The organism is Winogradskyella haliclonae (assembly GCF_014635865.1).
GTDB lineage: Bacteria > Bacteroidota > Bacteroidia > Flavobacteriales > Flavobacteriaceae > Winogradskyella > Winogradskyella haliclonae.
Genome location: NZ_BMDQ01000001.1, coordinates 719708 through 744666 on the forward strand (window position 1 = coordinate 719708; position 24959 = coordinate 744666).

A 24959-nucleotide genomic window follows, 5' to 3' on the forward strand; every position below is an offset into this window, starting at 1 on the left:
TTTCATTGCTATGCATTTAATAGCATAAAGTCCATAAATAATTTTATCTTTACTTCTTTAAGATTTATGAATCCTTCTTTCAGAATTTTATACAATTCTGAAGTATATATAATACATTATTATGGCTTGTAACAGTTGCTCAACTGGCAAAGACGGCCAACCAAAAGGATGTAAAAACAATGGTACATGCGGCACAGATAGCTGCAATAAACTCACTGTTTTTGACTGGCTGGCCAACATGTCGCTTCCTAACGGACAAGACCCTTTTTTAGGGGTTGAAGTTCGGTTTAAAAACGGCAGAAAACAATATTATAAAAACACAGAAAACTTAACCTTAAGCATAGGAGATATCGTTGCTACTCAAGCAAAATCTGGCCATGATGTAGGTATGGTCACACTTACCGGAGAGCTAGTTCGTGTACAAATGAAGCGCAAAAAGGTAGATATAGACGACAAAGAAAATGTCTTAAAAATATACCGAAAGGCTTCACAAAAAGATATAGACATTTGGTCTGCGGCCAGAGATAAAGAAGAACCAATGAAGGTTAAAGCAAGGCAATTTGCTATTGACTTAAACCTTAAAATGAAAATTTCTGACATTGAGTTTCAGGGCGATGGTAGTAAGGCTACTTATTATTATACCGCTGAAGAACGTGTAGACTTTAGAGAGCTTATAAAAGTATTTGCCAGAGAGTTTAGAACACGTATTGAGATGCGTCAAGTAGGGTTTAGACAAGAAGCAGCTAGACTTGGTGGGATAGGCTCATGCGGTCGAGAACTGTGCTGTTCTACTTGGTTAACCGATTTTAGGTCAGTCAGTACTTCTGCGGCAAGGTATCAACAATTATCACTTAACCCATTAAAGTTGGCAGGGCAGTGTGGTAAACTTAAATGCTGTCTTAATTATGAATTGGATTCTTATTTAGATGCATTAAAAGCATTTCCTAAAAAAGAGAAAAAATTACAAACCGAAAAAGGTACAGCCGTTTGTCAGAAGACCGATATTTTTAAGGGATTAATTTGGTATGCTTATGAAGGTGAGTGGATGAATTGGCATGTTATTTCTACAGAACAAGCCAATGAAATTATAGCGCTAAACAAAAAAGGTGAAAAAGTTGCTAGCCTTGAAGAGTATGCAGCAGAGCATATTGAAGACACTAAAGTGGAGTTCGAAAACGTTGTTGGTCAAGACAGTTTAACGCGCTTTGATAATCCAAAACGCAATAAGAGACGTAAAAATAATAAGAACCGTAACCGAAATAATAAACGTCGTAACCGAAACACAAATAATAATGCCAAGAAAAGCTGATGTCTTCTTTTTAGGATTGTTTTTAATAGTTCTGTTAACATCCTGTGATTCTAAAGCTATTTATGATGAGTATCAATCATTGCCAAACCAATGGAATAAAGACAATATTATTTCATTTAAAGTAGAAGCGCCAGATACAATAAATGCATATAATTTATATGTTAACCTTAGAAATAATAGTGATTACAAATACAGTAATTTGTTTCTAATTACAAGTTTAGAGTATCCAAATGGTAGGACTCTTATCGATACTTTAGAATATAAAATGGCTGCTCCAGACGGCACACTTTTAGGAACTGGATTTGCAGACGTCAAAGAAAATAAGTTGTGGTATAAAGGGTATAAATCACCTTTTGTTTTTAAAGAAACGGGTACATATACATTTCAAGTTCAGCAAGCCATGAGAAAGTTTGGTAATGCAACTGGAGTTGAAGATTTAGATGGAGTTACAGAAATAGGATTTAGAGTAGAAAACAAATAATTATGGCTAAAAAGCAAGCGGCAAAAAAGGAGAGTAATACTCAAGATTTTTCAAAATATATTCGTTGGTTTTGGATGACATTTTCATTCGGGATATTGTCTGTAATACTAATATTTCTATTGGCATCTTGGGGAGCTTTAGGCGAAATGCCAGACCACACTTTATTAGAAAACCCTCGTACAAATTTAGCTTCAGAGGTCATTTCATCTGATAATAAAACGCTTTCTAAATTCTATTTTGAAGATAATAGAACCCCAATCGGTTTTGATGAGTTGCCAAAAAATTTAGTTGACGCATTAGTAGCTACTGAAGATATTCGTTTTTACGAACACTCAGGGATAGACGCTAGAGGGTTCTTAAGAGCCATATTTGCTAAACTTACACTGAGAGATAAAGGGGGAGCCAGTACAATAACGCAACAATTAGCTAGACAATTATTTGTTGGAATTGCATCAAAGAACACCATAGAAAGGTTAACCCAAAAAGTAAAAGAATGGGTTATTGCAACACGTTTAGAGCGTCAATACACTAAAGAAGAAATCATAGCGATGTATTTTAACATCTATGACTTCGGTAACAATGCAGATGGTATTCGTTCTGCTGCACGTATTTATTTTGGCAAAGAACCTAAAGATTTAGATTTAAAAGAGTCGGCAATGCTTGTAGGGATGTTTAAAAATTCGTCATTATATAATCCTCGCCCACACCGTAATCCTGTTGGGACCAAAAATAGACGTAATGTGGTTTTAGCTCAGATGGCTAAATACGAATACATCACTGAGACAGTAAAAGATTCTCTTCAAAAAACAGAATTGAATCTTAACTATTCTCCAGAATCTCATCGAGAAGGATTAGCAACATACTTTAGAGCGAACTTAGCAGAATTTATGAAAGATTGGATTAATGATAATCCAAAACCAGATGGAGAAAAGTATAATCTATATAATGATGGGTTAAAAATTTATACAACTATAGATTATCGCATGCAAAAATATGCTGAAGAAGCTGTAGCCCAACACATGCCTAAACTTCAAGCGGAGTTTGATAATCAAAACACGCCAAAACGTAATCCAACAGCACCTTTTTTAGAGCTCGATCAAAAAGAAATTAAAAGCCTAATGAATGTAGGCATGCGTCGAAGTGAGCGTTGGCGTCATATGAAAAATGATTTAGGAAAGTCAGAAAAAGAAATCATAGCGTCTTTTGATAAACCCGTTCAAATGGAAATTTTTGCATGGAAAGATGGAAAGTATACAGAGATAGATACGGTTATGAAGCCTATGGATTCTATGCGCTATTACAAATCGTTTTTGCGCCCAGCTATGATGTCTATGGACCCACAAACAGGACATGTAAAAGCGTGGGTTGGCGGTATGAATTATAAGCATTTTAAATACGATATGGTAAAACAAGGTAAGCGTCAAGTAGGGTCTACGTTTAAACCATTTGTTTATGCAACAGCCATAGATCAGTTACAAATATCACCTTGTGATAGCTTGCCAAGAACGCCAATTACAATTGAGGCAAACAAGTTCGGCAACCCTGAACCTTGGACCACTAGAAATACGGGCGGCAATTACAAAGGCTATCAGACATTAAAAGCAGCTTTAGCAAATTCTACAAATACAATTACTGCACGTTTGATGAATGAAATTGGACCTCAGCCTGTAGTAGAAATGGCCAAAAAACTAGGTGTTGAGCAGGAGATTTTACCTGTACCGGCAATTGCATTAGGAACACCAGATATTAGTGTTTACGAAATGGTAGCAGCTTACTCTACCTTTGCTAATAAAGGGGTTTATAATAAGCCTGTCTTAGTAACGCGTATCGAAGATAAAAACGGAACGGTATTGTATCAGTTTAAACCAGAGAGTAGAGATGTTTTAAGTGAAGAAGTAGCTTATGTTACAGTAAATTTAATGGAAGGTGTTGTACAATCTGGTTCGGGTGCACGTTTAAGAGATAACTGGCGAAAAAATCAGGGCTTTACTAAAGAAATGTTAACGGGGTATCCTTGGGAATTAACTAATCCTATTGCAGGGAAAACAGGGACGACACAAAATAATAGTGATGGATGGTTTATGGGTATGGTGCCTAATCTGGTTACAGGTGTTTGGGTAGGTTGTGAAGATAGAGCTGCACATTTTAGAGATACAAAGTATGGTCAAGGCGCATCTACAGCATTACCAATTTGGGCGCTTTATATGAAGGCATGTTACGAAGATAAAAGCCTAAATGTTTCTAAAGCAGAATTTGAAAAACCTTCTGATTTATCCATTAATACTGATTGTAGCAAAGCGTCAAATAATGATGTCTCAGGAGATGATAATGTAGACGAAGACTTCGGTATTGACTTCTAAATATCATTTCTTCATTTATTAAGGTTTTAATATAAATTACGGTAGTATTTTCTACTATTCTTTTGTAATTTACGTCTGCAAATAATCCATAAGTATGATTAATAAAAAAGTAACTAGCGTAGAGGAAGCTTTAAATGGTGTAGCCGACAACATGACCTTTATGTTAGGTGGATTTGGGCTTAGCGGCATTCCAGAAAATGCTATAGCTGAGCTTGTAAAAAGAAAAGTAAATGGCTTAACCTGTATTTCTAATAATGCAGGTGTTGATGATTTTGGCTTAGGATTATTACTCCAAGGAAAGCAAATCAAAAAGATGGTGTCTTCTTATGTTGGTGAAAATGATGAGTTCGAACGCCAGATGCTCAGCGGTGAGTTAGATGTTGAGTTAATACCTCAAGGCACACTTGCCGAACGTTGTAGAGCAGCACAGGCAGGTTTTCCAGCAATCTATACACCAGCAGGATATGGTACTGAAGTCGCTGAGGGAAAAGAAACACGAGAGTTTGATGGTAAAATGTATGTTTTAGAACATGCGTTTAAGGCAGATTTCGCCTTTGTAAAAGCATGGAAAGGTGACGTTGCAGGGAATCTTATTTTTAAAGGTACTGCTAGAAACTTTAATCCCAATATGTGTGGCGCTGCAAAAATTACTGTGGCTGAGGTTGAGGAACTCTTACCTGTTGGAGAACTAGATCCAAATCAAATTCATATTCCAGGGATATTTGTGCAACGTATATTTAAGGGAGCACATTATGAAAAACGAATTGAGCAGCGAACAGTTAGACAAACAAGTTAATTTATGTTAGATAAAAATGGCATCGCTAAACGCATTGCAAAAGAAGTCAAAGATGGGTACTATGTTAACCTTGGCATAGGCATACCAACGCTTGTAGCAAATTTTGTAAGAGAAGATATCGAAGTTGAATTTCAGAGCGAAAATGGGGTCTTAGGAATGGGGCCTTTTCCATTTGAAGGAGAAGAAGATGCTGATATTATTAATGCAGGTAAACAAACAATCACAACTTTACCTGGGGCTTCTTTTTTTGATTCAGCAACAAGCTTTTCTATGATACGAGGTAAGCATGTAGATTTAACAATTCTAGGCGCTATGGAAGTTGCAGAAAATGGAGATATTGCCAATTGGAAAATCCCTGGAAAAATGGTAAAAGGTATGGGTGGCGCTATGGATTTGGTAGCTAGTGCAGAGAATATAATCGTTGCTATGATGCATACCAACAGGGCAGGTGCTTCAAAATTACTTAAAAAGTGTTCATTACCATTAACAGGTGTTGGCTGTGTAAAAAAGATAGTTACCAATTTAGCAGTAATGGAAGTGACTAAAGATGGCTTTAAATTACTAGAACGCGCTCCAGGAGTTTCTGTTGAGGACATAAAAACTGCTACTGAAGGACACTTAATTATAGAAGGAGATATCCCCGAAATGACTATTTAAGTTCAATACAGCATTACAAGTCGCTTATGTAAAAGCGGCTTTTTTGTGTCTAAAACGCAGTAAATGTTAAAATTTAATGCATTTCATCGATTATTAATGTATTTAATCGTTATAAATGAAAAATTGTTTCATATTAGCAGTCCCAAATCAAGATAACCAAGTTAACCAGATTTACCATAAACTTAATTTATGATTTGTCCCCAAATCTATCATAAATTTATACTTATGAAAAATAAACCAAATCTACCAGAACCTACTTTTGAAGAGAAAACTTCTAAATTAAAAAATACGCTAAGATTAGTTTCTGGCGTATTTTATTTAACTAAAAAGATATTTTTTCTATAGCCCTTTTGGAATAGCATCTATTAGTCTTTTTGTGTATTCTTTTTGTGGATTTCTATAAATATAATCCGCTTCATTTAACTCTTCAATTTTACCTTTATTCATAACCATAAGTTGGTCTGCCATATACTTGACCACAGCTAAGTCGTGGGAAATAAATATATAGGTAAACCCAAACTCTTCTTTAAGAGTATTCAAAAGATTCAATACTTGCGCTTGTACAGAAATATCTAATGCAGAAACCGACTCGTCACAGACAATGAGTTTGGGATTTAAAGCAATAGCTCTTGCTATACCAATACGTTGACGTTGACCACCGGAAAACTCATGAGGATATTTATTAAAATCACCTTCACTAAGACCAACGTGGTTTAATAGTTCTAAAACCTTTTTCTTTCTCTGACTGGTATTGTCTTCTATATTATGGACCTTCATAGGTTCCATAATTGCATAACCAACAGTGAGTCTAGGATTTAAAGAAGCAAAAGGATCTTGAAAAATAATTTGAATGTCTTTACGAAGTGCTCTTAATTCTGTTTTATTGAGATTAGTAATGTCTTTACCATTATATTTTATGATTCCAGAAGTCGCTTTATCTAATAGCAGTATCGCATTTCCTAAAGTAGATTTTCCGCAACCAGATTCTCCTACCAAACCTATAGTCTCACCAGGATATACTTTAAAGCTTACGTTATCTACGGCTTTAAATTGCGATTTTGGACCAAACCATCCTTTTTTAGAAAGATAAGTCTTTTCCAAATCAATAACCTCTAACATAGGCGGTTGTTTATACAAATCTTCATGCTTTAGTTTGCGTTCAGATTCTGAAATAACATCTGTTTTTAGCGTATCATTTAAAAAATCACTTACTGTAGGAAGCTGCTTTAATCTTACCTTAGGTGATGGTCTTGAATTAAATAAGGCCTTAGTGTAAATGTGTTTTGGAGCTGTAAAAATTTGATGAACATCGCCTTGCTCAACAATTTCACCTTTATACATAACCAATACTCTATCTGCTAACTCAGATACTAATGCTAAATCGTGCGAAATAAATATAACACTCATCTTAGTGTCTTCTTGCAATGTTTTAAGTAAGTCTAAAATGTCTTTCTGTACAGTGACATCTAACGCCGTAGTAGGCTCATCAGCAATTAATATTTTCGGCTTGCAAGAGATAGCCATGGCTATCATAACTCGTTGTTTTTGCCCGCCAGAGATTTCATGTGGATATGCATGATAAGTGCGTTCTGGTTCAGGAAGTTTAACTTTTTCAAAGAGAGAGCACACTTCTTTTTTTATCTCAACTTTAGACAAAGAAGTATGTTGTGTAATAATTTCGGCAACTTGTTTCCCGCATTTCATAGAAGGATTTAAAGAACTCATAGGTTCTTGGAAAATCATTGAAATATCATTGCCCCTAATAGATTGAAACTCTTTTTCTGAAAGTGTTCTTAAGTTTTTTTTTTCAAATTTAATAGACCCAGAAGTGATTTTAGAAATCCTTTTAGGTAAGAGTCCCATAATAGACAGAGATGTGATTGATTTTCCCGAACCAGATTCGCCAACTATGGCTACAATTTCATTAGAATTTAAATTGAAAGACACATCACGTATTACTTCAATTTCATCTTTTTTTGAACAAAAGCTGACGCTAAGATTCTGTATTTTAAGGATTTCAGAGTTTTGCATGTGTAAATTTAATGTAATAATTCTATGCAAAAAAACACTTGTTATTGAGAAATTGACAACATTTTATCGAAAATGTTGAGAATTTCACTGACCGTTAACATTATTTTAATATTTTGGACTATCGAAAACACTCTAAGATTTTATCCAAACCCTGCATCATCTTCAGTAAATGTAGGTTTAAGAATGGATATGCAAAACGGAGCTGTTGATATGACGTTATCCATTTATGACTTGACAGGTAAATAAGATACAAAAACTTATGAAAAAATAAGTATAACCTAAATCTAATTTTGATATAAAGCCTAGATGAGAAATCATCTGGTTTTTTTAATTTTCATATAATTTTTGTAGCTGTTTTCTTCAATATAGGTGTGGAAAAACCGTAGTTAAAAAAATGTTAATGTTATTCGTCGAAAAACAGCTTAGGTAATTTTTGAATTAGCATAATTTTAATACATTGACAGAGAATTTAACAAATTTAATACTAAATTATTTTACTTTTTATGAAAAAAACAATACTCACTCTGTTTTTTTTAAGCACTATAATTGCATTTTCGCAAGGGCAATCGCTATGGAAAAAACAAAACGCTAGCACTTCTAACATTAAAGAAAGTAGGAAGAATCTTCCAAATAAGGAAACTTACTCGTTAGATATTAATAATCTTAAATCAGCTTTGGAACTAGCTCCCAAAAGAGGAGAGTTTAGTGGACAATCTGATGTCATTATAACTTTTCCAAATGATAATGGTGAGTTTGAAAGATATCGTGTTATGGAAGCTTCAGTAATGCATCCTGATCTTGAAGCTAAATACCCTAATATTAAATCTTATGCAGGACAAGGTGTTGACAATCCTTCTGATAGAATTCGTTTCAGTATATCACCGTTAGGTTTGCAGAGTATGAGATTATCTGCTGATAAACCAGCAACATTTATTGAGCCTTATACTAATGATTTATCTCAGTATGCAGTATACAAAAGACAGGATAAATTAGCCGATCAAGATAATTTTGAATGTGAAGTGATTGCGAAGGCTAACAGCCTTATACAAGGAAATGGAAATGCACTAAGAAATGCAGATGACTCAATTTTGAGAACGTATAGATTAGCCGTTTCTACGACAGGCGAATACACTCAATATCATGGAGGTACAAAAGCACAAGCTTTAGCAGCAATTAATACAACGATGACACGTGTGAATGGGATTTACGAAACCGATTTTAACGTGACTATGGTATTAATTGCTAATACGGATGATGTGATATATACTAATGGTAATTCGGATCCATATTCTAATGGCAGTTTTAATAGTCAAGTGCAAAACACTTTAACAAGTATAATAGGTGAAGCGAATTATGATGTTGGTCATTTATTTGCAAGGGCTTCAGATAATGGTAACGCAGGATGTATAGGCTGTGTTTGTGTTAATGGGCAAAAGGGTAGTGCATTTACATCTCGTTCAACTCCAGAAGGAGATCCATTTGATGTAGATTATGTAGCTCATGAACTAGGACATCAATTTGGAGCTAACCATACATGGACACATGGCGGAAACGAAGGTAGAAATGTACAAATGGAACCAGGTAGTGGTACTACAATAATGGGATATGCTGGTATTACAGGACCAAATACTGATGTACAACCTAATAGTGATCCTTATTTTCATGCAATTTCTATTCAGCAAGTCACTAATTATGTTAAAAGTACAAGCTGTCAAACAAATACAAATACTGGTAATGCTGTGCCTACTGCTAACGCAGGAATTAATTACACTATCCCAAAAGGAACAGCATTTGTTTTAACAGGAGCAGGGTCTGATGCTAATTCGCAAGACGTATTGACGTATTGTTGGGAGCAGATAGATGAAAATGATTCAGCAACTTCTAAGCCTAGTGTCACTGCTACTTCAGGACCAGCTTTTAGGTCTTACAATCCTAGTACAGACAATAAGAGGTATTTCCCTAGGTTATCTACAATTAAGACTGGAGCTACAGCATGGGAATGGGAGGCAGTTCCAAATGTTGCAAGAACTTTAAATTTTAGATTAACAGTTAGAGATAATAGAGCCGGAGGTGGAACTAATAATAGTGATGACACACGTATTACAGTAAATGGTACAGCTGGACCTTTTGTACTTAACTCACCAAATACGAGTGTTACTTGGGATGCTGGTACAACGCAAACTGTAACATGGGATGTTGCTGGTACAACAGGTAATGGCGTAAATGCTGCAAATGTAGATATCTTTTTATCAACAGATGGTGGAGATACTTACCCTATCACTTTAGCTTCAGGAGTTACTAATGATGGGTCACATGATATTGTAGTACCTAATAACCAAGGATCTCAAAACAGAATTATGGTTAGAGGTTCTAACCACATCTTCTTTGATATTTCTAATGCTAATTTTACTATTGGTGCGCCAGTAACTTGTAATGCTACAACACCAAGTGGATTAGCCGCTTCAAATGTTGGGTCTTCTACAGCGACTTTAAGTTGGAATGCAGTTTCAGGAGCATCTTATGATTTAAGATATAGAGTAGTGGGGTCTTCAACATGGACAACAAATGGGGTAACTGGAATATCTTCTAACCTAACAGGACTTGCTACCCAAACGCAGTATGAAGCTCAAGTAAGAAGTAAATGTACTGGAGGAAGTAATTCATCGTATAGTGCTTCAGTAAACTTTACAACTACTGAAGTACAATTAACGTATTGTGCGTCTAATGGTCAGATTATTACAGATGAATACATTTCGCGAGTTCAGCTAGGTAGTATCGATAATGTTTCTGGAGCATCTACTGGAGGTTATGCAGACTTTACGTCGCAATCTACAGTATTGACTAAAGGAGTATCTAACACCATTACTATTACGCCAACTTGGACAGGAACATTGTATAATGAAGCTTATGCTGTTTGGATAGATTATAATAAGGATGGGGATTTTACAGATGCCGGAGAACAAGTATTTGCACAAGCACCAACACAAGCTACACCTGTAAGTGGAAACTTTACAGCCCCGGAGGCTGCTGTTGAAGGTGCTACACGTATGCGTGTGTCTATGAAATACAATGCAGCTCCAACATCATGTGAGTCATTCCAATACGGAGAAGTTGAAGATTATACAGTTGTAATAGAAGGTTCTGGACCAGACACTACTGCACCGGTGATTACGTTGAATGGCTCCTCTAATATTAGTTTAGAGTTAGGAGAGACTTACACAGAATTAGGCGCAACAGCTACAGATAATGTAGATGGTGATTTAACGTCGAGTATAGTTACTACAGGGTCAGTTAATACAAGTTTGGCAGGGACTTATACAATAACGTATAGTGTAAGTGATGCGGCAGGTAATAATGCGAGTGCCACCCGAACAGTTACTGTAAATCCAGACACCACAGCACCAGTAATCACACTTAATGGTGCATCAACGATTAACTTAAATGTAGGCGATGCTTATAACGAGCAAGGCGCTACAGCTACAGATAATATAGATGGTGATTTAACAGCGAGTATTGTAACGACAGGAACTGTTAATGCCAACGTAGCAGGCACCTACACAGTAACGTATAGTGTAAGTGATGCTGCAGGAAACTCGGCAAGTGCAACCCGAACAGTAGTTGTAAGTGCAGATACAACAGCACCAGTGATTACATTATTAGGTTCAGCAACGGTTAACTTAACTGTGGGTGATGCTTATACAGATGCTGGAGCTACAGCAACGGATAATATTGATGGCAACTTAACATCAAGTATTGTTGTAACGGGAAGTGTAGATACCAATACAGCAGGGACTTATACATTGACTTATAATGTTAGTGATGCAGCAGGAAATGCGGCAACACCAGTAGTGAGAACTGTGAATGTAAATGAGGTATCAACTGGTTGTTCAGGAGGTATTTCAACATTCCCATATACTGAGAGTTTTGAATCTGGTGATGGATGGACACAAGCAGGTGGTGATGATGGTAATTGGGTTAGAAATAGTGGTAGTACACCATCAAATACAACAGGCCCAAGTTCAGCTGTGAATGGTTCTTTCTATATGTTCTTAGAGGCATCAACTAATAATAGCCCAGGACAAATAGGTCCTAATGCAACAGCTATTTTAGTAAGTCCATGTTTTGATTTAACCAATGAAACTCAAGCTACTTTTAGTTTCCAGAATCATATGTATGGTACAAACATAGGGTCATTATCTTTAGATGTATCTACAGATGAGGGAAGTTCATGGACTTCAGTATGGAATTTATCAGGTAACCAAGGTAATCAATGGAATCAAGTATCTGTAGACTTAGCGTCTTACGTTGGTCAGTCAATAACAATGCGATTTGTTGGTATAACAGGATCTAGTTGGAGAAGTGATATTGCAGTTGATAATTTATCACTAACTACTGATGGCGGTTCTACTGGAGGATGTGATGTGCTTAATTTTAATAACTATACGTTAAATTCATTCTCTACACAAGATAGTAACGGAGCAAACTCTATTGGCAATGGCGGAACTTCACTAACATTAAGTAATAATACATGGAAATATATCGATTTCCCATATACAGTTACTACAAATACTGTAATTGAGTTAGAATTTAGTAGTACTTCTGAAGGAGAAATTCATGGAATTGGATTTGAAAATGATAATTCATTAACGTCTTCATTCTATTTTAAGTTCCACGGAACGCAAAATTATGGTATTACTAACTTTGATAATTATACAAGTGGAACTAGAACATATGTTATTCCTGTGGGTGATTCTTACACTGGAGTTATGGACAGATTAGTGTTTATAAATGATAATGATGCGGGTTCTGGTAATAACTCTACATTTGCTAACGTAAAAATCTATGAAACGTCTTGTACAACATCTAAAGATAAAATCGTTTTTGGTGAAAGAGTAGATATATTGGGTAATGAAGATGAAGATGCATTTGGTATGAAAATGTATCCTAATCCGGTAACTAATACCTTATACGTTGAGACTCTAGGTGTTGATAACGCAACATACAGAATCGTAAATATGCTAGGTCAAACAGTATTACGCGGGTCTAATATTAACCAAATAGAAGTTGGTGGATTAAATAAAGGTGTGTACTTCTTAGAGGTAAGCACAGAAAATAAATCAGTATCAAGAAAGTTTATCAAGAACTAGAGATAAGATTCTCATTAACAAAAAAGCCCAGTAGTAATGCTGGGCTTTTTTATATATGTTTTATTTCATCTTCATGAAGAAGTTCATCGCCTCTTAGTCGCAAAAGTATTTGCGCTACAGCAATCGTGTCTTTTTCGCAATAGGTAATAATGCGATCTATATCATTGTCATTATAGTAAACACTACAAACATCACTTCCATCGATATCATCTTTAGGAGAAGGTATGCCTAAAACATTGGTCAAAAGCTTAAGGGACGTATAGGTTTTGTAATCTCCAAACTTCCACAATTCTAAAGTGTCTAAGTGCGGAACTTCCCAAGGTTTTTTTCCAAACAAATTGAGTTTATAAGGTAACTCAATATGATGTATAATCATACGTCTAGCGATGTAAGGGAAGTCAAATTCCTTTCCATTATGAGCACAAAGTAAATGTTTAGTCTGACTAAAATGTGAAATCAATAGATTTTTAAAATCTTTTAGAATTTGAATTTCATCACCATAGAAGGAGGTAACTCTGAAGCTTCTAATATCACCTTGCATCTTAAAATAACCTACAGAAATACAGATGATTTTCCCAAATTCTGCCCATATGCCTGCGCGGTCATAGAATTCCTCTGCTGTAAAATCGTCTTTTCGCTGATACTTTGATTTTAGTTCCCAAAGCTGTTGTTTGGTTTCGTCTAAATCCGAAAAATTATGTGTTTCAGGAACGGTTTCAATATCTAAGAATAAAATATTTTCAAGATGAAGTTTAGAAATCATAGTGCAAGAAAACTATTTAGAGGTCACTAATAAAGATACTTGTTTTCCAAATAAAGCCGAAATCCCAGCAGCAATACCGCCTACTATTCCTGTAACTAGCATAAGCAGATATTCGTTTCCGCCTAGAGGCAATAAAACAGCTATTTTTTTAGCTAGTATGAAATCATTGGCGTTACCTAAATAAAAGGCATAAGCTATCCAAAACAAGGTAATTGCGAGAAAAGGCACAAAGAAGACAGCACTCTTTTTTAAACGAATTGATAATGCCGAAATAAAACTTGCCAGCATTATTGACCACCATGGTAGAAATTGCGATAAAATGATAGCTAAAACAATTGTAATGATAAAGTTGATACTATTACGTTTCATATTATTTAGAGGGCTTTAAAGTTTGAGTAGATTGGATTGAAGTGGAATCACTTTCAGATTGCATGAAATTAATCTCAAAATAGTTGCCTTTTGCCCAATCGTCTATAAAATTATCGTAATATTTACTACCAGGATTTCCAGATTGTCCACCAGGATAGATGCCGTAAGCTTTTGGTATATCTCCCATTTCTACAATCATTCGCCATGAAGGGCCATGATTTCTTGTCATGGCATTTACGGTATTACCATCGCCACCAATTGGGATATTTTGTACTGAAAATGCAGGCAATGCTTGTAGCAAATGTCCAACATAAGAACGCTTGTAGTTTTTCCAATCATAATCGCCATTCTTTTCTTTCCATTTATTTAATTTTTCAACCGTTTCTTTAAAAGATTGCTGAATTAAATCCTCTGCTATTTCTATTTCAGGTGTTTCTAAAACATCCATGAATTTATCATTAGGATGATTTTTTAACATATACATGTATTGATAGGTAAAAGGCCATTTTAAAGTTTCATCCTCAACATCAAATTCATCCCAAATCATCGTGTAAAGATTGTTATTCCAACTTGCAAATAGGCCTGGTGCTTTACTATCGATGTGATTGTCGAAATCCCAATTTTTCAAAATATCCAAAGCTTCTTTTTCATCTGGATTAAAATCAGAAATATTTAAGTTTTTAATAAGGTAGGGCACAATTTCACTTGCTTTTAAATTGAAATTGTTATTCTGTAAATCTTTGAAATCTTCAACATTAAACTTCTCCTTAGACCTAAAGAAGTTATTGATAATACGTGAACGGTAGGTGTCGTAGCCATCGTTAAACACATAAAACGGATACATAGAATCCGTTGGATGCTGATTGGCAGAACTTACAAAACCGCGTTCAGGATTTTTGGTATGTGCGTTATAATCTGATGGGATAAGATTTTTCCAGTCATGGTCTGGGTTACTACCATCCATTAAGAATTTACCTTGACCTTTCCATTTGTTTGGAAATTGTCCTTGTACCCACATAGCAATATCTCCTGTTTTTGAGGCGAATACAAAGTTTTGTGCAGGCGCTACATGGTTTTTAATCGCATTTCTGTAATCGTCATAATTTTTAGCACGATTGAGTTTATAAAACAAATCCGTAAAATTATGACCAATATGACCTGCCCATTTCATAGCATAACCTTTAAGCTCATTATCACTTTTAAATTTATGGTCATAACTCACTGGACCATGATGTGTGTAGATTACAGAATCTATAAAAGTCTCTTTACCTTTTATTTTAATGTCTTCAAGTCTTACTGAGGTGTCTTTCCATTGATCATCGTACTTGTAGGCTTTTCGACTTTGGTCTTGAAAATCGATTTTGTACCAATCCTTTACATCACGTGTGGCGTTGGTAACACCCCAAGAAATGTCATTATTAAACCCAATAATAACGCCTAAAGCTCCTGGTAAAGTAGCGCCATAGACATTATGCTCTGGAGTAGATAGCTGCATTACAAACCAAATAGAAGGCAGATTTAAGCCCAAATGTGGGTCGTTGGCTAAAATTGCGTTTCCTGAAACAGATTTTGAAGGCCCAACTGCCCAATTGTTACTTCCATTATTTGGGTGTGGTTTAGCCATCATTTCAGAAATTGAAACAGAATCTTTTACCATTTCGTCTTTCGGAATTTCTGCCATTGGTGTATCAATAAAGCTCCAATCGGTTTCTTTAGGAATTACAGGATCAATGCTATCGTAAAAGTCAGGAAATAACATATCAAAACGTTTCTTACCAAATTTTTTAATGGTATTGGTAAACTCCAAATCGTAATCACGACCGCAAAGCATGTCGGTCATGTACATGAGAAGATGCATGGTTTTATCAATAGTCCACGCTTCTGGTTTGTAGCCTAAAAGTTTGTATTCTACGGGATATTTTTCTGGTTCTAGACTATTGATATATGCGTTAACGCCATAACTATAAGCTTCGAGAAGTGCTAGAGCTTCTGGGTCCTGCTTTACGACATCTAAACTGTTTTCTGCACCGAAAAGCATACCATTACGACGTTGCGAACGGTCATAATCAAGTGCGCCTTCTCCGATTATTTCAGATAAGCGACCAGCCGCAGCATAAGTTTGAAATTCCATTTGCCATAAGCGATGCTTAGCAGTAATATAGCCTTGAGCTTTGTATAAATCTGAGTCGTTTTTTGCAAAAATATGAGGAATCAATTGTGCATCATAATGTACGGTTACGACATCTTTAAGGCTAGGAATATTAACTTCTCCAGTGATGATATCATCCGTTTCGTTTTGCCAAATGCCTTGATTTGGCGCCAAGAATTTTCCTAATGCAGGGATGTCTCCAAACTTGTTATTTAGGCCATAAAAAATGGCTGCTGTGAGGATAAAAGATAATAGTAGTTTTAAGTATTTCATTATAAATTATGTGATTTAATAAAAATCTAAACTTTAGAAAATTATTTGTCTATAAATTTTAAGTATCTTTTTTTGTAGAAAAACAAAGTAATAGAGTATACGACTCCTGTCATGGATACTATGAAAAGTAAAAATAGGAACGAAAAATACATCCAAGAGGACGCACCCAAATCATTCATTTTAAAATATACAGAAGTTGATTTCGTGTCCTTTTCCCCATATTTATCATCAATATCAACTGGGAAATCTTCTGTTTTTCCTTCAAATAATAGAATAAACCCAGACCTTTCTTCCACTATTTTTTCTTTTAAGCTTCTAATATTTTTGTAAGAATAAATAGCAGAGTAATCTAACTTTTTGTTTGTTTCAGAATTATATGCAGTTATGTCATATGTATTTATATCATTATAATAATATGCTATTTGAAGGGGCAAAATCAAGAGAATGATTGATATTATCAAAATAAAAAAACTTGATTTTAATGTTTCAATATTAAATTTATTAATTGTTGGAATATTTGGTATTCTATGATGAAACTCTATAATTTTTTTTAAGTTTAGTTTATCAACATCTTCATTTATTTCTACAATTCCCTCATATTCAAAAAATTCTTTGCTTTTAAACAAATCAAAATTCAAACTCACTTCATTTTTATTAATATCTTTTTTAATCTTCATCCCTTTTGACTTATCAACAATTTTATAATCCAGCCATTTAGAGTTTTCAGGGATAGTTATGTTTATAGTATTTTTTTCATTAGAAATATCTTTTTTCCCATGACAGATTATAAAACCACTGATAAAAAAAATATTCTTTTGTACTTCAACGCCTTTATATTTTATTGAAAGGTCGTCAAAGTTTTTGAGCAAATCATCTTTAAGATTGATTAGTTGTTTTTCTAAGTAGACTATTTTAGTCTGATTAATTTTGAAGAGAGTAATTAAACTTGGTATTCCTAAGACTAATGTTATGGCAATAGATATTATTCCCTCTGTACTCATACTTTTTATGAATTATTTTTCAAGCATTTTATAACCTTCTTCAATATATAAGCTTATATCATCCGTGAAGGTTTTAGTCCCAATGTCTGGAGATTTTTGATGGCCTAAACGCACAATAATTACGTTATCTTCTGGCTGTACAAATACATATTGCCCTAAGTGTCCGCGCATCATAAAAAAGTCTTTACCTAAGTGTTTTTTTAACCACCAACCATAACCATATTCTGGGCTTTCAGGAAAACGTGGCACTACAGATTTGGCGACAAAAGCAGAATCTAAAATTTGCGTTCCATTCCATTTTCCGTGGTCTTTGTAGAGTTTTCCAAAGCGTGCAAAATCTTTGGCATTACTAGCAATACAGCAATAGGCTTTTACCAAATCATGATCTTCACTATCGACCTGCCAAAGCGTAGCATTTTCACTACCTAACGGTTTCCAAAAGCTTTCTTCAAAGTAATCGTATAGCGGTTTTCCTGTTGCTTTCTCTATAACCATAGCTAGCATTTGAGTATCGCCACTGGCATATTTAAATGCTTGTCCAGGGTCAGTTTCCATCTTAAGACCATTCATGACTTTAGCTAAATCATCATCAAAATAAGCGCGAGTGGTAATTGATAATGGCGAATAATAGGCTTCGTCCCAATTGGTGCCAGATGCCATACTACTTAAGTCACCAACCGTCATTTTTGCAGCTTTACCCTCGCAAAACGCAGGAAGAAAATCACAAACGGGTTGGTCTAAACTCTTAATATGACCTTGCATAATCGCTTTTCCCATTAAACCAGACACATAACTTTTTGCCATAGAAAACGAGTTGGATTTAGAGTCTTCATTAAATCCGTCGTAATAATTTTCAAACCAAATACTATCGTTTTTAATAATTACATAGGCAATGCTTCCCCAATCAGCATTAGCTTTTGACAAACGCTCCGTTTCAGTTACAGAATTGTAATCTATATGATTGGGCCAGGCTTGTGGATTGCTACTTGCATCTATCGATTGATTATCAAAATGCTTGTAATCCTCAAGATAGGCAGTTGTGTGCCCTCTAAAATAGATAGTTCTTACAGCCTTTAATAAATAATCTGTATCTGTAACATAAAGTACAGCAACTAGTAAACCAAAAAATATGATTAGGAATTTGAATAGTTTTTTTAGGAATTTCATTAATAGAATGTATTAGTTCTTTGTTTTACGCTTTTGGAGTTTTTCTTTATAAAAATGTTTATTTGCGATGTAAAGTGTTTTATTAAAAGTAGCAATTATATTCTGCTTTTCGTCAACGAGATTCATGGTTTTTACAATATCTGTTTCGTTATCGTTGGCAATATTTTGTTTTAGAGCTTCAATTTCATCTTTAGTAAAAATAAATTCACCATAAATAGTACTCTTTGCAGGTCTTCTATAACGTGCTTCTACTGCTTTGTCCCATACAACATAATCATTACCAAGTATTTGGATGAGCTGAATCATATATATTGGATCTGTAGCAGATAACATGCTGCCTCCAAAAATAGAACCTGCATAATTGCGATTTTTCCAATTAAGCTTAAGCCTAATTTTTACATAATGCAAATCTTCGCTGACCTCAATTAATTTAGCGGTTGAGCGTCTGTACATTGGTGACCAATTAAAACCATATTTATAAATCGTAGAAACTTTGACGAATCGTTTTAAAAACTCTGTGCCTGACTTATACATTAAAATAAGGTTTGCTGTTTATGTTCGCTCTCATGATTAATAAGCCATTGTTTTCTATGTAAACCTCCAGCATATCCTGTTAAGCTACCGTCACTTCCAATAACACGATGACATGGTATAATTACCCAAAGTGGATTCTTGCCATTAGCATTGGCAACAGCTCTTATCGCTTTTGGGTCACCTATTTTCTTTGACAATTCTAGATAAGAACAGGTTTTTCCAAACGGAATTTGCTGTAAGTATTGCCATACTTTTTTCTGAAAATCAGTACCGACAGGGTTGAGTTTTAAGTCAAAATCCTGTAATTCATCTCTAAAATAGGCTTTGAGTTGCGTAACACAATCCAATAAATCTTCAGGAATAAATTCTGACAGCTCTTCAGTTGTATCTCCTATTGAAACTTTAGATATACCATTTGCATCACCAATAATTTTGGCATGACCTAATGGCGTTTCAATAGTACAACTTTGCATTAATCTTCTGTATTATCTTCTTCAATAATGCCCAAACGTTTGGCTCTGGTTTCCCAGCTTTTACGTGCTAGCATTTGAAGGTCAGAGACATTATCACTCTCGTCCATAATTTCTAGCCCAAGAAGCGTTTCAATGACATCTTCCATAGTCACTAAACCACTTACTGAGCCATATTCATCTACAACCAAAGCCATGTGGTTTCGGCTTTCTACCAGTTGCTCAAATAAGGTTGGAATTGGTAAGCTTCGATTAATGATAATGATATCTCGTTTTAACTCAGACAAGAGTTTAGCACCATTTCCAAAGGCCATTTCTTTAAAAACATCATCTTTTAAAACTAATCCTGTAATATTATCGGACTCGTCAGTATAAACAGGAATTCTAGAAAATCTAATATTTGAATTGGCATTAAAAAAAGCTTCTACTGTCATGGTTTCATTTTCGGTTTTCATAACCGTACGGGGAGTCATCACATCTTTGGCTTGTACATCTTTAAAATTGAGTAAGTTCTTGATGACTTTACTCTCATTTTCTTCAAAAACACCTTCTTCATGTGCAATTTCAGTCATTGCCACAAAACCTTCACGGCTTAAAACACTACCGTGACCTTTACCGCCAATAAGCTTTGTGGTGAGTTGTAATACCCATAAGATGCCTGTCCATTTTAATGGAAATATTAAAACATTGAGAGCCTTAGTAGTAAAATTAGCAAGTTGTTTCCAATAGGTAGCACCAATGGTTTTTGGGATAATCTCTGAAGCCACTAATATTAAAATGGTCATAATTGTAGACACGACACCAACCATAACCTCTTCGGTAAATTCAAGACCTAAAACAGAGTGCGTTTCAGTACCATAAATTTCTGCATAAGCGACTTTAGCTTGTACACCAACTAAGATGGCACCCACAGTATGGGCAATTGTATTTAAGGTTAAAATAGCAATTAGCGGTCGATCCACGTCTTTTTTTAGCGCCTCTAAATCCGAAGCATAAGCTTTACCTTCATTCTTTTTAAGATTAAGAAAAGTAGGCGTAATACTTAATAGTACAGCTTCTAAAATGGAACATAAAAACGAAAAAAATATTGAAATAAGTGCGTAAAAAACGAGTAAACCCATTAATGGTATATTGAATTAGTTACTGCTAATTTACGAAATGAAAGATTAAAAATAAATCAAAAACCCATAACTCTTAAAGTCATGGGCTTTTATATTTTTTAAAAGAATTTTATTAATTTTTTTTGGCGCGCTCAGCAGCTCTTTTACTTCGTTCTAAATCTCTTTGGGCACGCTCAAGGTCTCGTTGTGCACGTTCCATATCGCGTTTAGCACGTTCAACTTTTTTAGCTTGTTCTTCTTCCTTACTAGAACCCGAGATGTAATATTTTAAATCTTGCCCCATGTTTTTAAGCTTAGCTAAAAATTTATCCGAAGATGATTCTAAATCTAAGTAGATTCGAAGTTTTCCGCTGGTTAATTTACATTCAAAAACCTCATCTCCATTTTCGCTTTCTGACCACAAATAGGTGTTCCCGTTGACTTTTAATCCTTCTCGACCAAGCTTCTCTAGTAAAATTTGCTTTACGCCTTGGTTTTTAGATTTGTGATAACTTGCTCTAAACTTATACGTGTCATCTGATTCTGAAATAGAGACAGAACTGTTATGCTGCTTGTCATCGTCATTTTCAATTGTAATAGAATATGAGGTTCCTGAAGAGGAATTTGTCCCTGGAGCTTTTGGCGGTGTTGGAGGTTCTGGTGTTCTTTGTGCATTAAGGCTTAATGTTGAACATAAAGCCATCATAAACATTAAACAAACAGTTCTTTTTACATCTATTATTCTGATGCTTTGGTCTACGTTTTTTGATTTTTTGAAATTCATAAGTATTCGTTTTTAATTGATTATGATACAAATGTAGATGACAAAACCGGTGTAAAAAAGAAAATGCTAGGCGTTAACCTAGCATTAACCAAGCGCTTATGCTGTATTAACTTACTTTGAATTCTAGCCCAACATTTCTAATACTTTCTATAGAGATTGATGGGTCTTGTTTAAAGTATTTGCGAAGTCTACTGATAAAGACATCCATGCTACGACCAGAAAAGAAGTCGTCATTTTTCCAGACGGCTTTTAAAATATCTTCTCGTTTTAAAAGTTGATTTTTATGATGATATAAAAAGAGTATGAGTTCTCCTTCTTTTTGAGTAAGTTGTTTTTTATAGTCCTTACAGGTCAATTCTAATCTTTTGGTGTCAAGGCGGTAATTACTGATGGTTATGGTTTCTGACTGCTGTAATTGTGTCGAAGCCTTTTCTGTACGTTTTAGAATATTTTTAAGGCGTAAAACTAGCTCATCAGCTTCAAAGGGTTTAACGATGTAATCATCTGCACCGAGCTTGAGACCCTTAATTTTATCTTCTTTGAGTTTACGAGCCGTTAAGAATATAAAAGGAATTTCAGGGTTATAATCTATTACTTTTTCTGCCAATGTAAAACCATCCATTTTTGGCATCATCACATCAAAGACACAAATATTATAGTTGTCTTTTTTGAGTAATTCTAAAGCTTCTTCACCATCTTTTGCCCAAGTAATGAAATAGCCAGAGATTTCTAAATATTGTTTTAGAATATTTCCGAAATCCAAATCATCTTCTGCTAATAAAATACGTTTCATAAGACAAGGTTTTAGTTAAAAGGAATGGTTAAAATAAAAGTAGTGCCTTTGCCTTTTTTACTTTTAACAGTAATATCTCCTTGATGTGCTTTTATAATTTGATGGGTATAATACAAGCCAAGCCCAAGCCCTTTTACGTTATGAATCTCTCTATTTCCTGCTCGGAAAAACTTCTCAAAGATTTGCTGTTGGTCTTTGTCAGAAATACCAATGCCATTGTCTTTAATTTCGATTTTTAGAGCATTATCTACTGTTACGTGACAGTCTATTACTAATGCATTACCAGAATATTTCACGGCATTTTCTAAGATATTTAGTAAGGCTGTAGTAAAGTAAAACTTATCGATACCTATAGTTTTAGTTTTACCAGAGAATGACCTGTTTACAGTAATAGTTTTATCATTTAGAGATAACTCAAAATCATTTAGAAGGGTATTGATATAGTCTTCTATAGCAATGTTTTCTTTAGTGAGTTTAATTTCGCGATAGCCTAAACTATTATTTAAAACTTGATCAATAAGTTTTTGTAAGCGTTTGTTTTGGCGCTCAATGGTATTTACAGTATTATCAATAATCTCTGGTTGTTGTTTTACATGGTCTGTTTTTAACATTTTGGTAGCCAAAGTCAAAGTGGCCAAAGGCGTTTTTAGCTCGTGAGTAATATTATTGACAAAGTCGGTTTTGATATCAGCAATTTTCTTCTGAGTGATTAAACTTTTAATGGAATAATAAAGTAGCCCTATTACAACTGCAAAAATCAGTAGCGATAATAAAAGCAGTCCTCGCATTCTATTAAATACCAATGATTTCCAGTTTTCGATATCCATTTGGTCTTGAGTTATAAATAAAAGATAGAAAGTCACTTCTTTGTTTTCTCCATTTATTAACCTACTAGAAGTATGGTCAGTTTGCCATGTTGTAGTACTTACGCGATGTGCATTTTCTTCACTAATAGAATCGCCTAAAACAATCAGCTTCGGTGTTTTTTTAATATCAAAAATGGTATCGTTTTTTGTGGAGTCTAATAAAATAATAGCGTTTATTTTTTTGTGAAACTTAATACCGTAAGGGATATTATTTTTTATGAGTTCTTTTTGATATTCTGTTCTGTAGGTGTCGTTAATAGAATCAATTATAAATTCTAACCCGTCAATAACATCACCTCTTTCCGCTAATCCATATTTATAATCTGTTAAGTTATTAAGAAACTTTTCTTGCCAAATATCAGATAGCGAATCTAAAGCGGGAGAAAAATCATCTAACTGAGAAATAGAGCGCCTTGTTTCTGTAATGAAAGCTGATTTTTTAAGCTTGTAAGTATTATTAATTAAGTAGCCTTGAATGATAGACAAAGCTATTAAGCCAAGAATAGAAACAATGATTAAAAGATTTATTTTTCTTTTCATATAATACTCTAAATTAAAAATAAAACAGAGTTTATAGTTTTAAGATTGATTGATTTTTTTTGATTGATGACACTATAAACTCTGTTTGAGAAATTAAAACCATTATCTAAAGCGTCTTTTAATATTCCAGTTATACGCTTTAGTTCTTTGGTCTCGTTCTGTAATTTGATTGTTGTTTAAAGTTCTCATAATTAAATGATTTTTGATTGATGATGATACAAATCTAGAATGATGATTTTAGAGAAAAAAGAAAATAAGGAAGGTTAACCTAGCATTAACCTTAAAACATGAGGAAACACTGTTTTTACTATAAAATAAAGAGTTTGATTAAACTCTTGTTAACAAAGAAAAATGATATCTAAGACATTAATTTAACCACATCCTTAGCAAAATAACTTGCTATAATATCTGCGCCTGCACGCTTAATAGAGGTGATTTGTTCTAACATTACGGCATCATGATCTAACCAACCTTTTTCGGCAGCAGCTTTGAGCATGGCATATTCGCCAGACACTTGATACACTGCAATTGGGACATCAAAACTGTTTCTAATATCACGAACAATATCTAAGTAAGACAATCCCGGTTTTACCATAACAATATCCGCACCTTCGTTAATATCCATTTCTGTTTCACGGATGGCTTCTTCACGATTGGCAAAGTCCATTTGATATGTTTTTTTGTCCTTTGGAACATCTTGAACATCTACAGGTGCTGAATCTAAAGCATCCCGAAAAGGACCATAAAAAGCCGAAGCATATTTGGCAGAATAGCTCATAATACCAACATCTAAAAAGTTGGATTGGTCTAAGGCTTCACGAATGCCTAAAATACGGCCATCCATCATGTCGCTTGGCGCTACAAAATTAGCACCTGCCTCAGCATGAGAAATACTCATTTCGGCTAAAACTTCAACAGTAGTATCGTTTATGATTTTTCCATTTTCGATAATTCCATCATGCCCGTAAGAAGAAAATGGATCAAGTGCGACGTCTGTCATCACCAACATATCTGGACAAACAGATTTTACTGTTTTAATAGCGCGTTGCATTAATCCATCAGGATTTAAAGCTTCAGTACCTTTATTATCTTTAAGGGTATCAGGGACTTTTACAAAGAGCAAAACGGACTTGAGACCTAAACTCCAAAGTAATTTTATCTCGTCTTTTAGTAAATCTAAACTGTATCGGTAATAATTAGGCATCGAATCAATTTCTTCTTTGATGCCAGAACCTTCTACAACAAAAAGTGGTACTAAGAAGTCGTTTGGTGAGATATAGGTTTCTCTTACTAAACTTCTAATAGCTTCATTGGTTCTTAGTCTTCTATTTCTTCTTATTGGGAACATATCTTTTCAATCATAAGTTGT

Annotated in this window: 20 protein-coding genes; 7 read left to right on the plus strand and 13 right to left on the minus strand. The window is 34.6% G+C overall.

Going from position 1 to position 24959, the window contains the following annotated elements; translation table 11 throughout:
- The first annotated feature begins 121 nt into the window (after positions 1-121).
- The 5 genes from IEV10_RS03285 (at position 122) to IEV10_RS03305 (ending at position 5603) form a co-directional block, all read left to right on the plus strand.
- Complete coding sequence (locus IEV10_RS03285) at positions 122-1309, plus strand: PSP1 domain-containing protein (protein ID WP_188373263.1); 1188 nt, start codon at positions 122-124, stop codon at positions 1307-1309.
- The gene (locus IEV10_RS03290; protein ID WP_188373264.1) at positions 1293-1790 is read left to right on the plus strand and encodes a gliding motility lipoprotein GldH; all 498 of its coding nucleotides are present in this window, start codon (positions 1293-1295) and stop codon (positions 1788-1790) included. The genes IEV10_RS03285 and IEV10_RS03290 overlap by 17 nt, the downstream gene beginning before the upstream one ends.
- A 2-nt stretch (positions 1791-1792) precedes the next feature.
- Positions 1793-4150, plus strand: a complete 2358-nt coding sequence (locus IEV10_RS03295; RefSeq protein WP_188373265.1) for a penicillin-binding protein 1A — start codon at positions 1793-1795, stop codon at positions 4148-4150.
- A gap of 94 nt (positions 4151-4244) precedes the next feature.
- Positions 4245-4946 carry a CoA transferase subunit A gene (locus IEV10_RS03300; protein WP_188373266.1) on the plus strand — a complete coding sequence of 234 codons (702 nt, stop codon included), beginning with the start codon at positions 4245-4247 and terminating at the stop codon, positions 4944-4946.
- A gap of 3 nt (positions 4947-4949) precedes the next feature.
- Entirely contained in the window at positions 4950-5603 is a 654-nt protein-coding gene (locus tag IEV10_RS03305) for a CoA transferase subunit B (RefSeq protein WP_188373267.1), read from the plus strand.
- Between the two features lie 339 nt (positions 5604-5942).
- Here the strand turns inward: IEV10_RS03305 and IEV10_RS03310 are convergent, their stop codons facing one another.
- Positions 5943-7634 carry an ABC transporter ATP-binding protein gene (locus tag IEV10_RS03310; RefSeq protein WP_188373268.1) on the minus strand — a complete coding sequence of 564 codons (1692 nt, stop codon included), beginning with the start codon at positions 7632-7634 and terminating at the stop codon, positions 5943-5945.
- A gap of 72 nt (positions 7635-7706) precedes the next feature.
- Between IEV10_RS03310 and IEV10_RS03315 the strand changes: the two genes are divergently transcribed.
- Together IEV10_RS03315 and IEV10_RS03320 are read left to right on the plus strand one after the other, a co-directional pair.
- A complete protein-coding gene (locus tag IEV10_RS03315; RefSeq protein WP_188373269.1) occupies positions 7707-7880 on the plus strand; it encodes a T9SS type A sorting domain-containing protein in 174 nt (57 codons plus the stop codon).
- A gap of 257 nt (positions 7881-8137) precedes the next feature.
- Positions 8138-12781 carry an immunoglobulin-like domain-containing protein gene (locus IEV10_RS03320; protein ID WP_188373270.1) on the plus strand — a complete coding sequence of 1548 codons (4644 nt, stop codon included), beginning with the start codon at positions 8138-8140 and terminating at the stop codon, positions 12779-12781.
- A gap of 49 nt (positions 12782-12830) precedes the next feature.
- On the opposite strand, the gene IEV10_RS03325 is transcribed toward IEV10_RS03320, so the two are convergent.
- From IEV10_RS03325 to hemB, 12 genes are all read right to left on the minus strand, one after another.
- Positions 12831-13544, minus strand: coding sequence for a 3'-5' exonuclease (locus IEV10_RS03325; RefSeq protein WP_188373271.1), 714 nt, complete (start codon positions 13542-13544; stop codon positions 12831-12833).
- Between the two features lie 12 nt (positions 13545-13556).
- The gene (locus tag IEV10_RS03330; protein ID WP_188373272.1) at positions 13557-13913 is read right to left on the minus strand and encodes a hypothetical protein; all 357 of its coding nucleotides are present in this window, start codon (positions 13911-13913) and stop codon (positions 13557-13559) included.
- Position 13914: 1 nt separating this feature from the next.
- Positions 13915-16335 (minus strand): penicillin acylase family protein, encoded by a 2421-nt coding sequence (locus tag IEV10_RS03335; protein ID WP_188373273.1) that lies wholly within the window; start codon positions 16333-16335, stop codon positions 13915-13917.
- Positions 16336-16376: 41 nt separating this feature from the next.
- Complete coding sequence (locus IEV10_RS03340; protein WP_188373274.1) at positions 16377-17336, minus strand: hypothetical protein; 960 nt, start codon at positions 17334-17336, stop codon at positions 16377-16379.
- A gap of 12 nt (positions 17337-17348) precedes the next feature.
- On the minus strand, positions 17349-18503 hold the full coding sequence (locus IEV10_RS03345; RefSeq protein WP_188373275.1) for a serine hydrolase domain-containing protein: 1155 nt from the start codon (positions 18501-18503) through the stop codon (positions 17349-17351).
- A 12-nt stretch (positions 18504-18515) separates the two neighbouring features.
- Positions 18516-19037, minus strand: coding sequence for a PaaI family thioesterase (locus IEV10_RS03350; RefSeq protein WP_188373276.1), 522 nt, complete (start codon positions 19035-19037; stop codon positions 18516-18518).
- Entirely contained in the window at positions 19037-19510 is a 474-nt protein-coding gene (locus tag IEV10_RS03355) for a methylated-DNA--[protein]-cysteine S-methyltransferase (RefSeq protein WP_188373277.1), read from the minus strand. The genes IEV10_RS03350 and IEV10_RS03355 overlap by 1 nt, the downstream gene beginning before the upstream one ends.
- Positions 19510-20628, minus strand: coding sequence for a CNNM domain-containing protein (locus IEV10_RS03360; RefSeq protein ID WP_188373278.1), 1119 nt, complete (start codon positions 20626-20628; stop codon positions 19510-19512). Before IEV10_RS03360 ends, IEV10_RS03355 begins: the two co-directional genes overlap by 1 nt.
- A gap of 112 nt (positions 20629-20740) precedes the next feature.
- Positions 20741-21391 carry a hypothetical protein gene (locus IEV10_RS03365; protein WP_188373279.1) on the minus strand — a complete coding sequence of 217 codons (651 nt, stop codon included), beginning with the start codon at positions 21389-21391 and terminating at the stop codon, positions 20741-20743.
- A gap of 106 nt (positions 21392-21497) precedes the next feature.
- On the minus strand, positions 21498-22184 hold the full coding sequence (locus IEV10_RS03370; protein ID WP_188373280.1) for a response regulator transcription factor: 687 nt from the start codon (positions 22182-22184) through the stop codon (positions 21498-21500).
- A gap of 11 nt (positions 22185-22195) precedes the next feature.
- Entirely contained in the window at positions 22196-23590 is a 1395-nt protein-coding gene (locus IEV10_RS03375) for a sensor histidine kinase (protein WP_188373281.1), read from the minus strand.
- Between the two features lie 358 nt (positions 23591-23948).
- Positions 23949-24938 carry a porphobilinogen synthase gene (gene hemB / locus IEV10_RS03380; RefSeq protein ID WP_188373282.1) on the minus strand — a complete coding sequence of 330 codons (990 nt, stop codon included), beginning with the start codon at positions 24936-24938 and terminating at the stop codon, positions 23949-23951.
- Between the last annotated feature and the right edge of the window lie 21 nt (positions 24939-24959).

Coding starts and splice junctions, on each gene's coding strand:
- IEV10_RS03325 (WP_188373271.1), bottom strand. CDS start 13,544: ATGATTTCTAAACTTCATCTTGAAAATATTTTATTCTTAGATATTGAA.
- IEV10_RS03345 (WP_188373275.1), bottom strand. CDS start 18,503: ATGAAATTCCTAAAAAAACTATTCAAATTCCTAATCATATTTTTTGGT.
- IEV10_RS03355 (WP_188373277.1), bottom strand. CDS start 19,510: ATGCAAAGTTGTACTATTGAAACGCCATTAGGTCATGCCAAAATTATT.
- IEV10_RS03375 (WP_188373281.1), bottom strand. CDS start 23,590: ATGAAAAGAAAAATAAATCTTTTAATCATTGTTTCTATTCTTGGCTTA.
- IEV10_RS03370 (WP_188373280.1), bottom strand. CDS start 22,184: ATGAAACGTATTTTATTAGCAGAAGATGATTTGGATTTCGGAAATATT.
- IEV10_RS03310 (WP_188373268.1), bottom strand. CDS start 7,634: ATGCAAAACTCTGAAATCCTTAAAATACAGAATCTTAGCGTCAGCTTT.
- IEV10_RS03340 (WP_188373274.1), bottom strand. CDS start 17,336: ATGAGTACAGAGGGAATAATATCTATTGCCATAACATTAGTCTTAGGA.
- IEV10_RS03300 (WP_188373266.1), top strand. CDS start 4,245: ATGATTAATAAAAAAGTAACTAGCGTAGAGGAAGCTTTAAATGGTGTA.
- IEV10_RS03295 (WP_188373265.1), top strand. CDS start 1,793: ATGGCTAAAAAGCAAGCGGCAAAAAAGGAGAGTAATACTCAAGATTTT.
- IEV10_RS03335 (WP_188373273.1), bottom strand. CDS start 16,335: ATGAAATACTTAAAACTACTATTATCTTTTATCCTCACAGCAGCCATT.
- IEV10_RS03330 (WP_188373272.1), bottom strand. CDS start 13,913: ATGAAACGTAATAGTATCAACTTTATCATTACAATTGTTTTAGCTATC.
- IEV10_RS03360 (WP_188373278.1), bottom strand. CDS start 20,628: ATGGGTTTACTCGTTTTTTACGCACTTATTTCAATATTTTTTTCGTTT.
- IEV10_RS03365 (WP_188373279.1), bottom strand. CDS start 21,391: ATGAATTTCAAAAAATCAAAAAACGTAGACCAAAGCATCAGAATAATA.
- IEV10_RS03350 (WP_188373276.1), bottom strand. CDS start 19,037: ATGTATAAGTCAGGCACAGAGTTTTTAAAACGATTCGTCAAAGTTTCT.
- IEV10_RS03315 (WP_188373269.1), top strand. CDS start 7,707: ATGTTGAGAATTTCACTGACCGTTAACATTATTTTAATATTTTGGACT.
- IEV10_RS03285 (WP_188373263.1), top strand. CDS start 122: ATGGCTTGTAACAGTTGCTCAACTGGCAAAGACGGCCAACCAAAAGGA.
- IEV10_RS03290 (WP_188373264.1), top strand. CDS start 1,293: ATGCCAAGAAAAGCTGATGTCTTCTTTTTAGGATTGTTTTTAATAGTT.
- hemB (WP_188373282.1), bottom strand. CDS start 24,938: ATGTTCCCAATAAGAAGAAATAGAAGACTAAGAACCAATGAAGCTATT.
- IEV10_RS03305 (WP_188373267.1), top strand. CDS start 4,950: ATGTTAGATAAAAATGGCATCGCTAAACGCATTGCAAAAGAAGTCAAA.
- IEV10_RS03320 (WP_188373270.1), top strand. CDS start 8,138: ATGAAAAAAACAATACTCACTCTGTTTTTTTTAAGCACTATAATTGCA.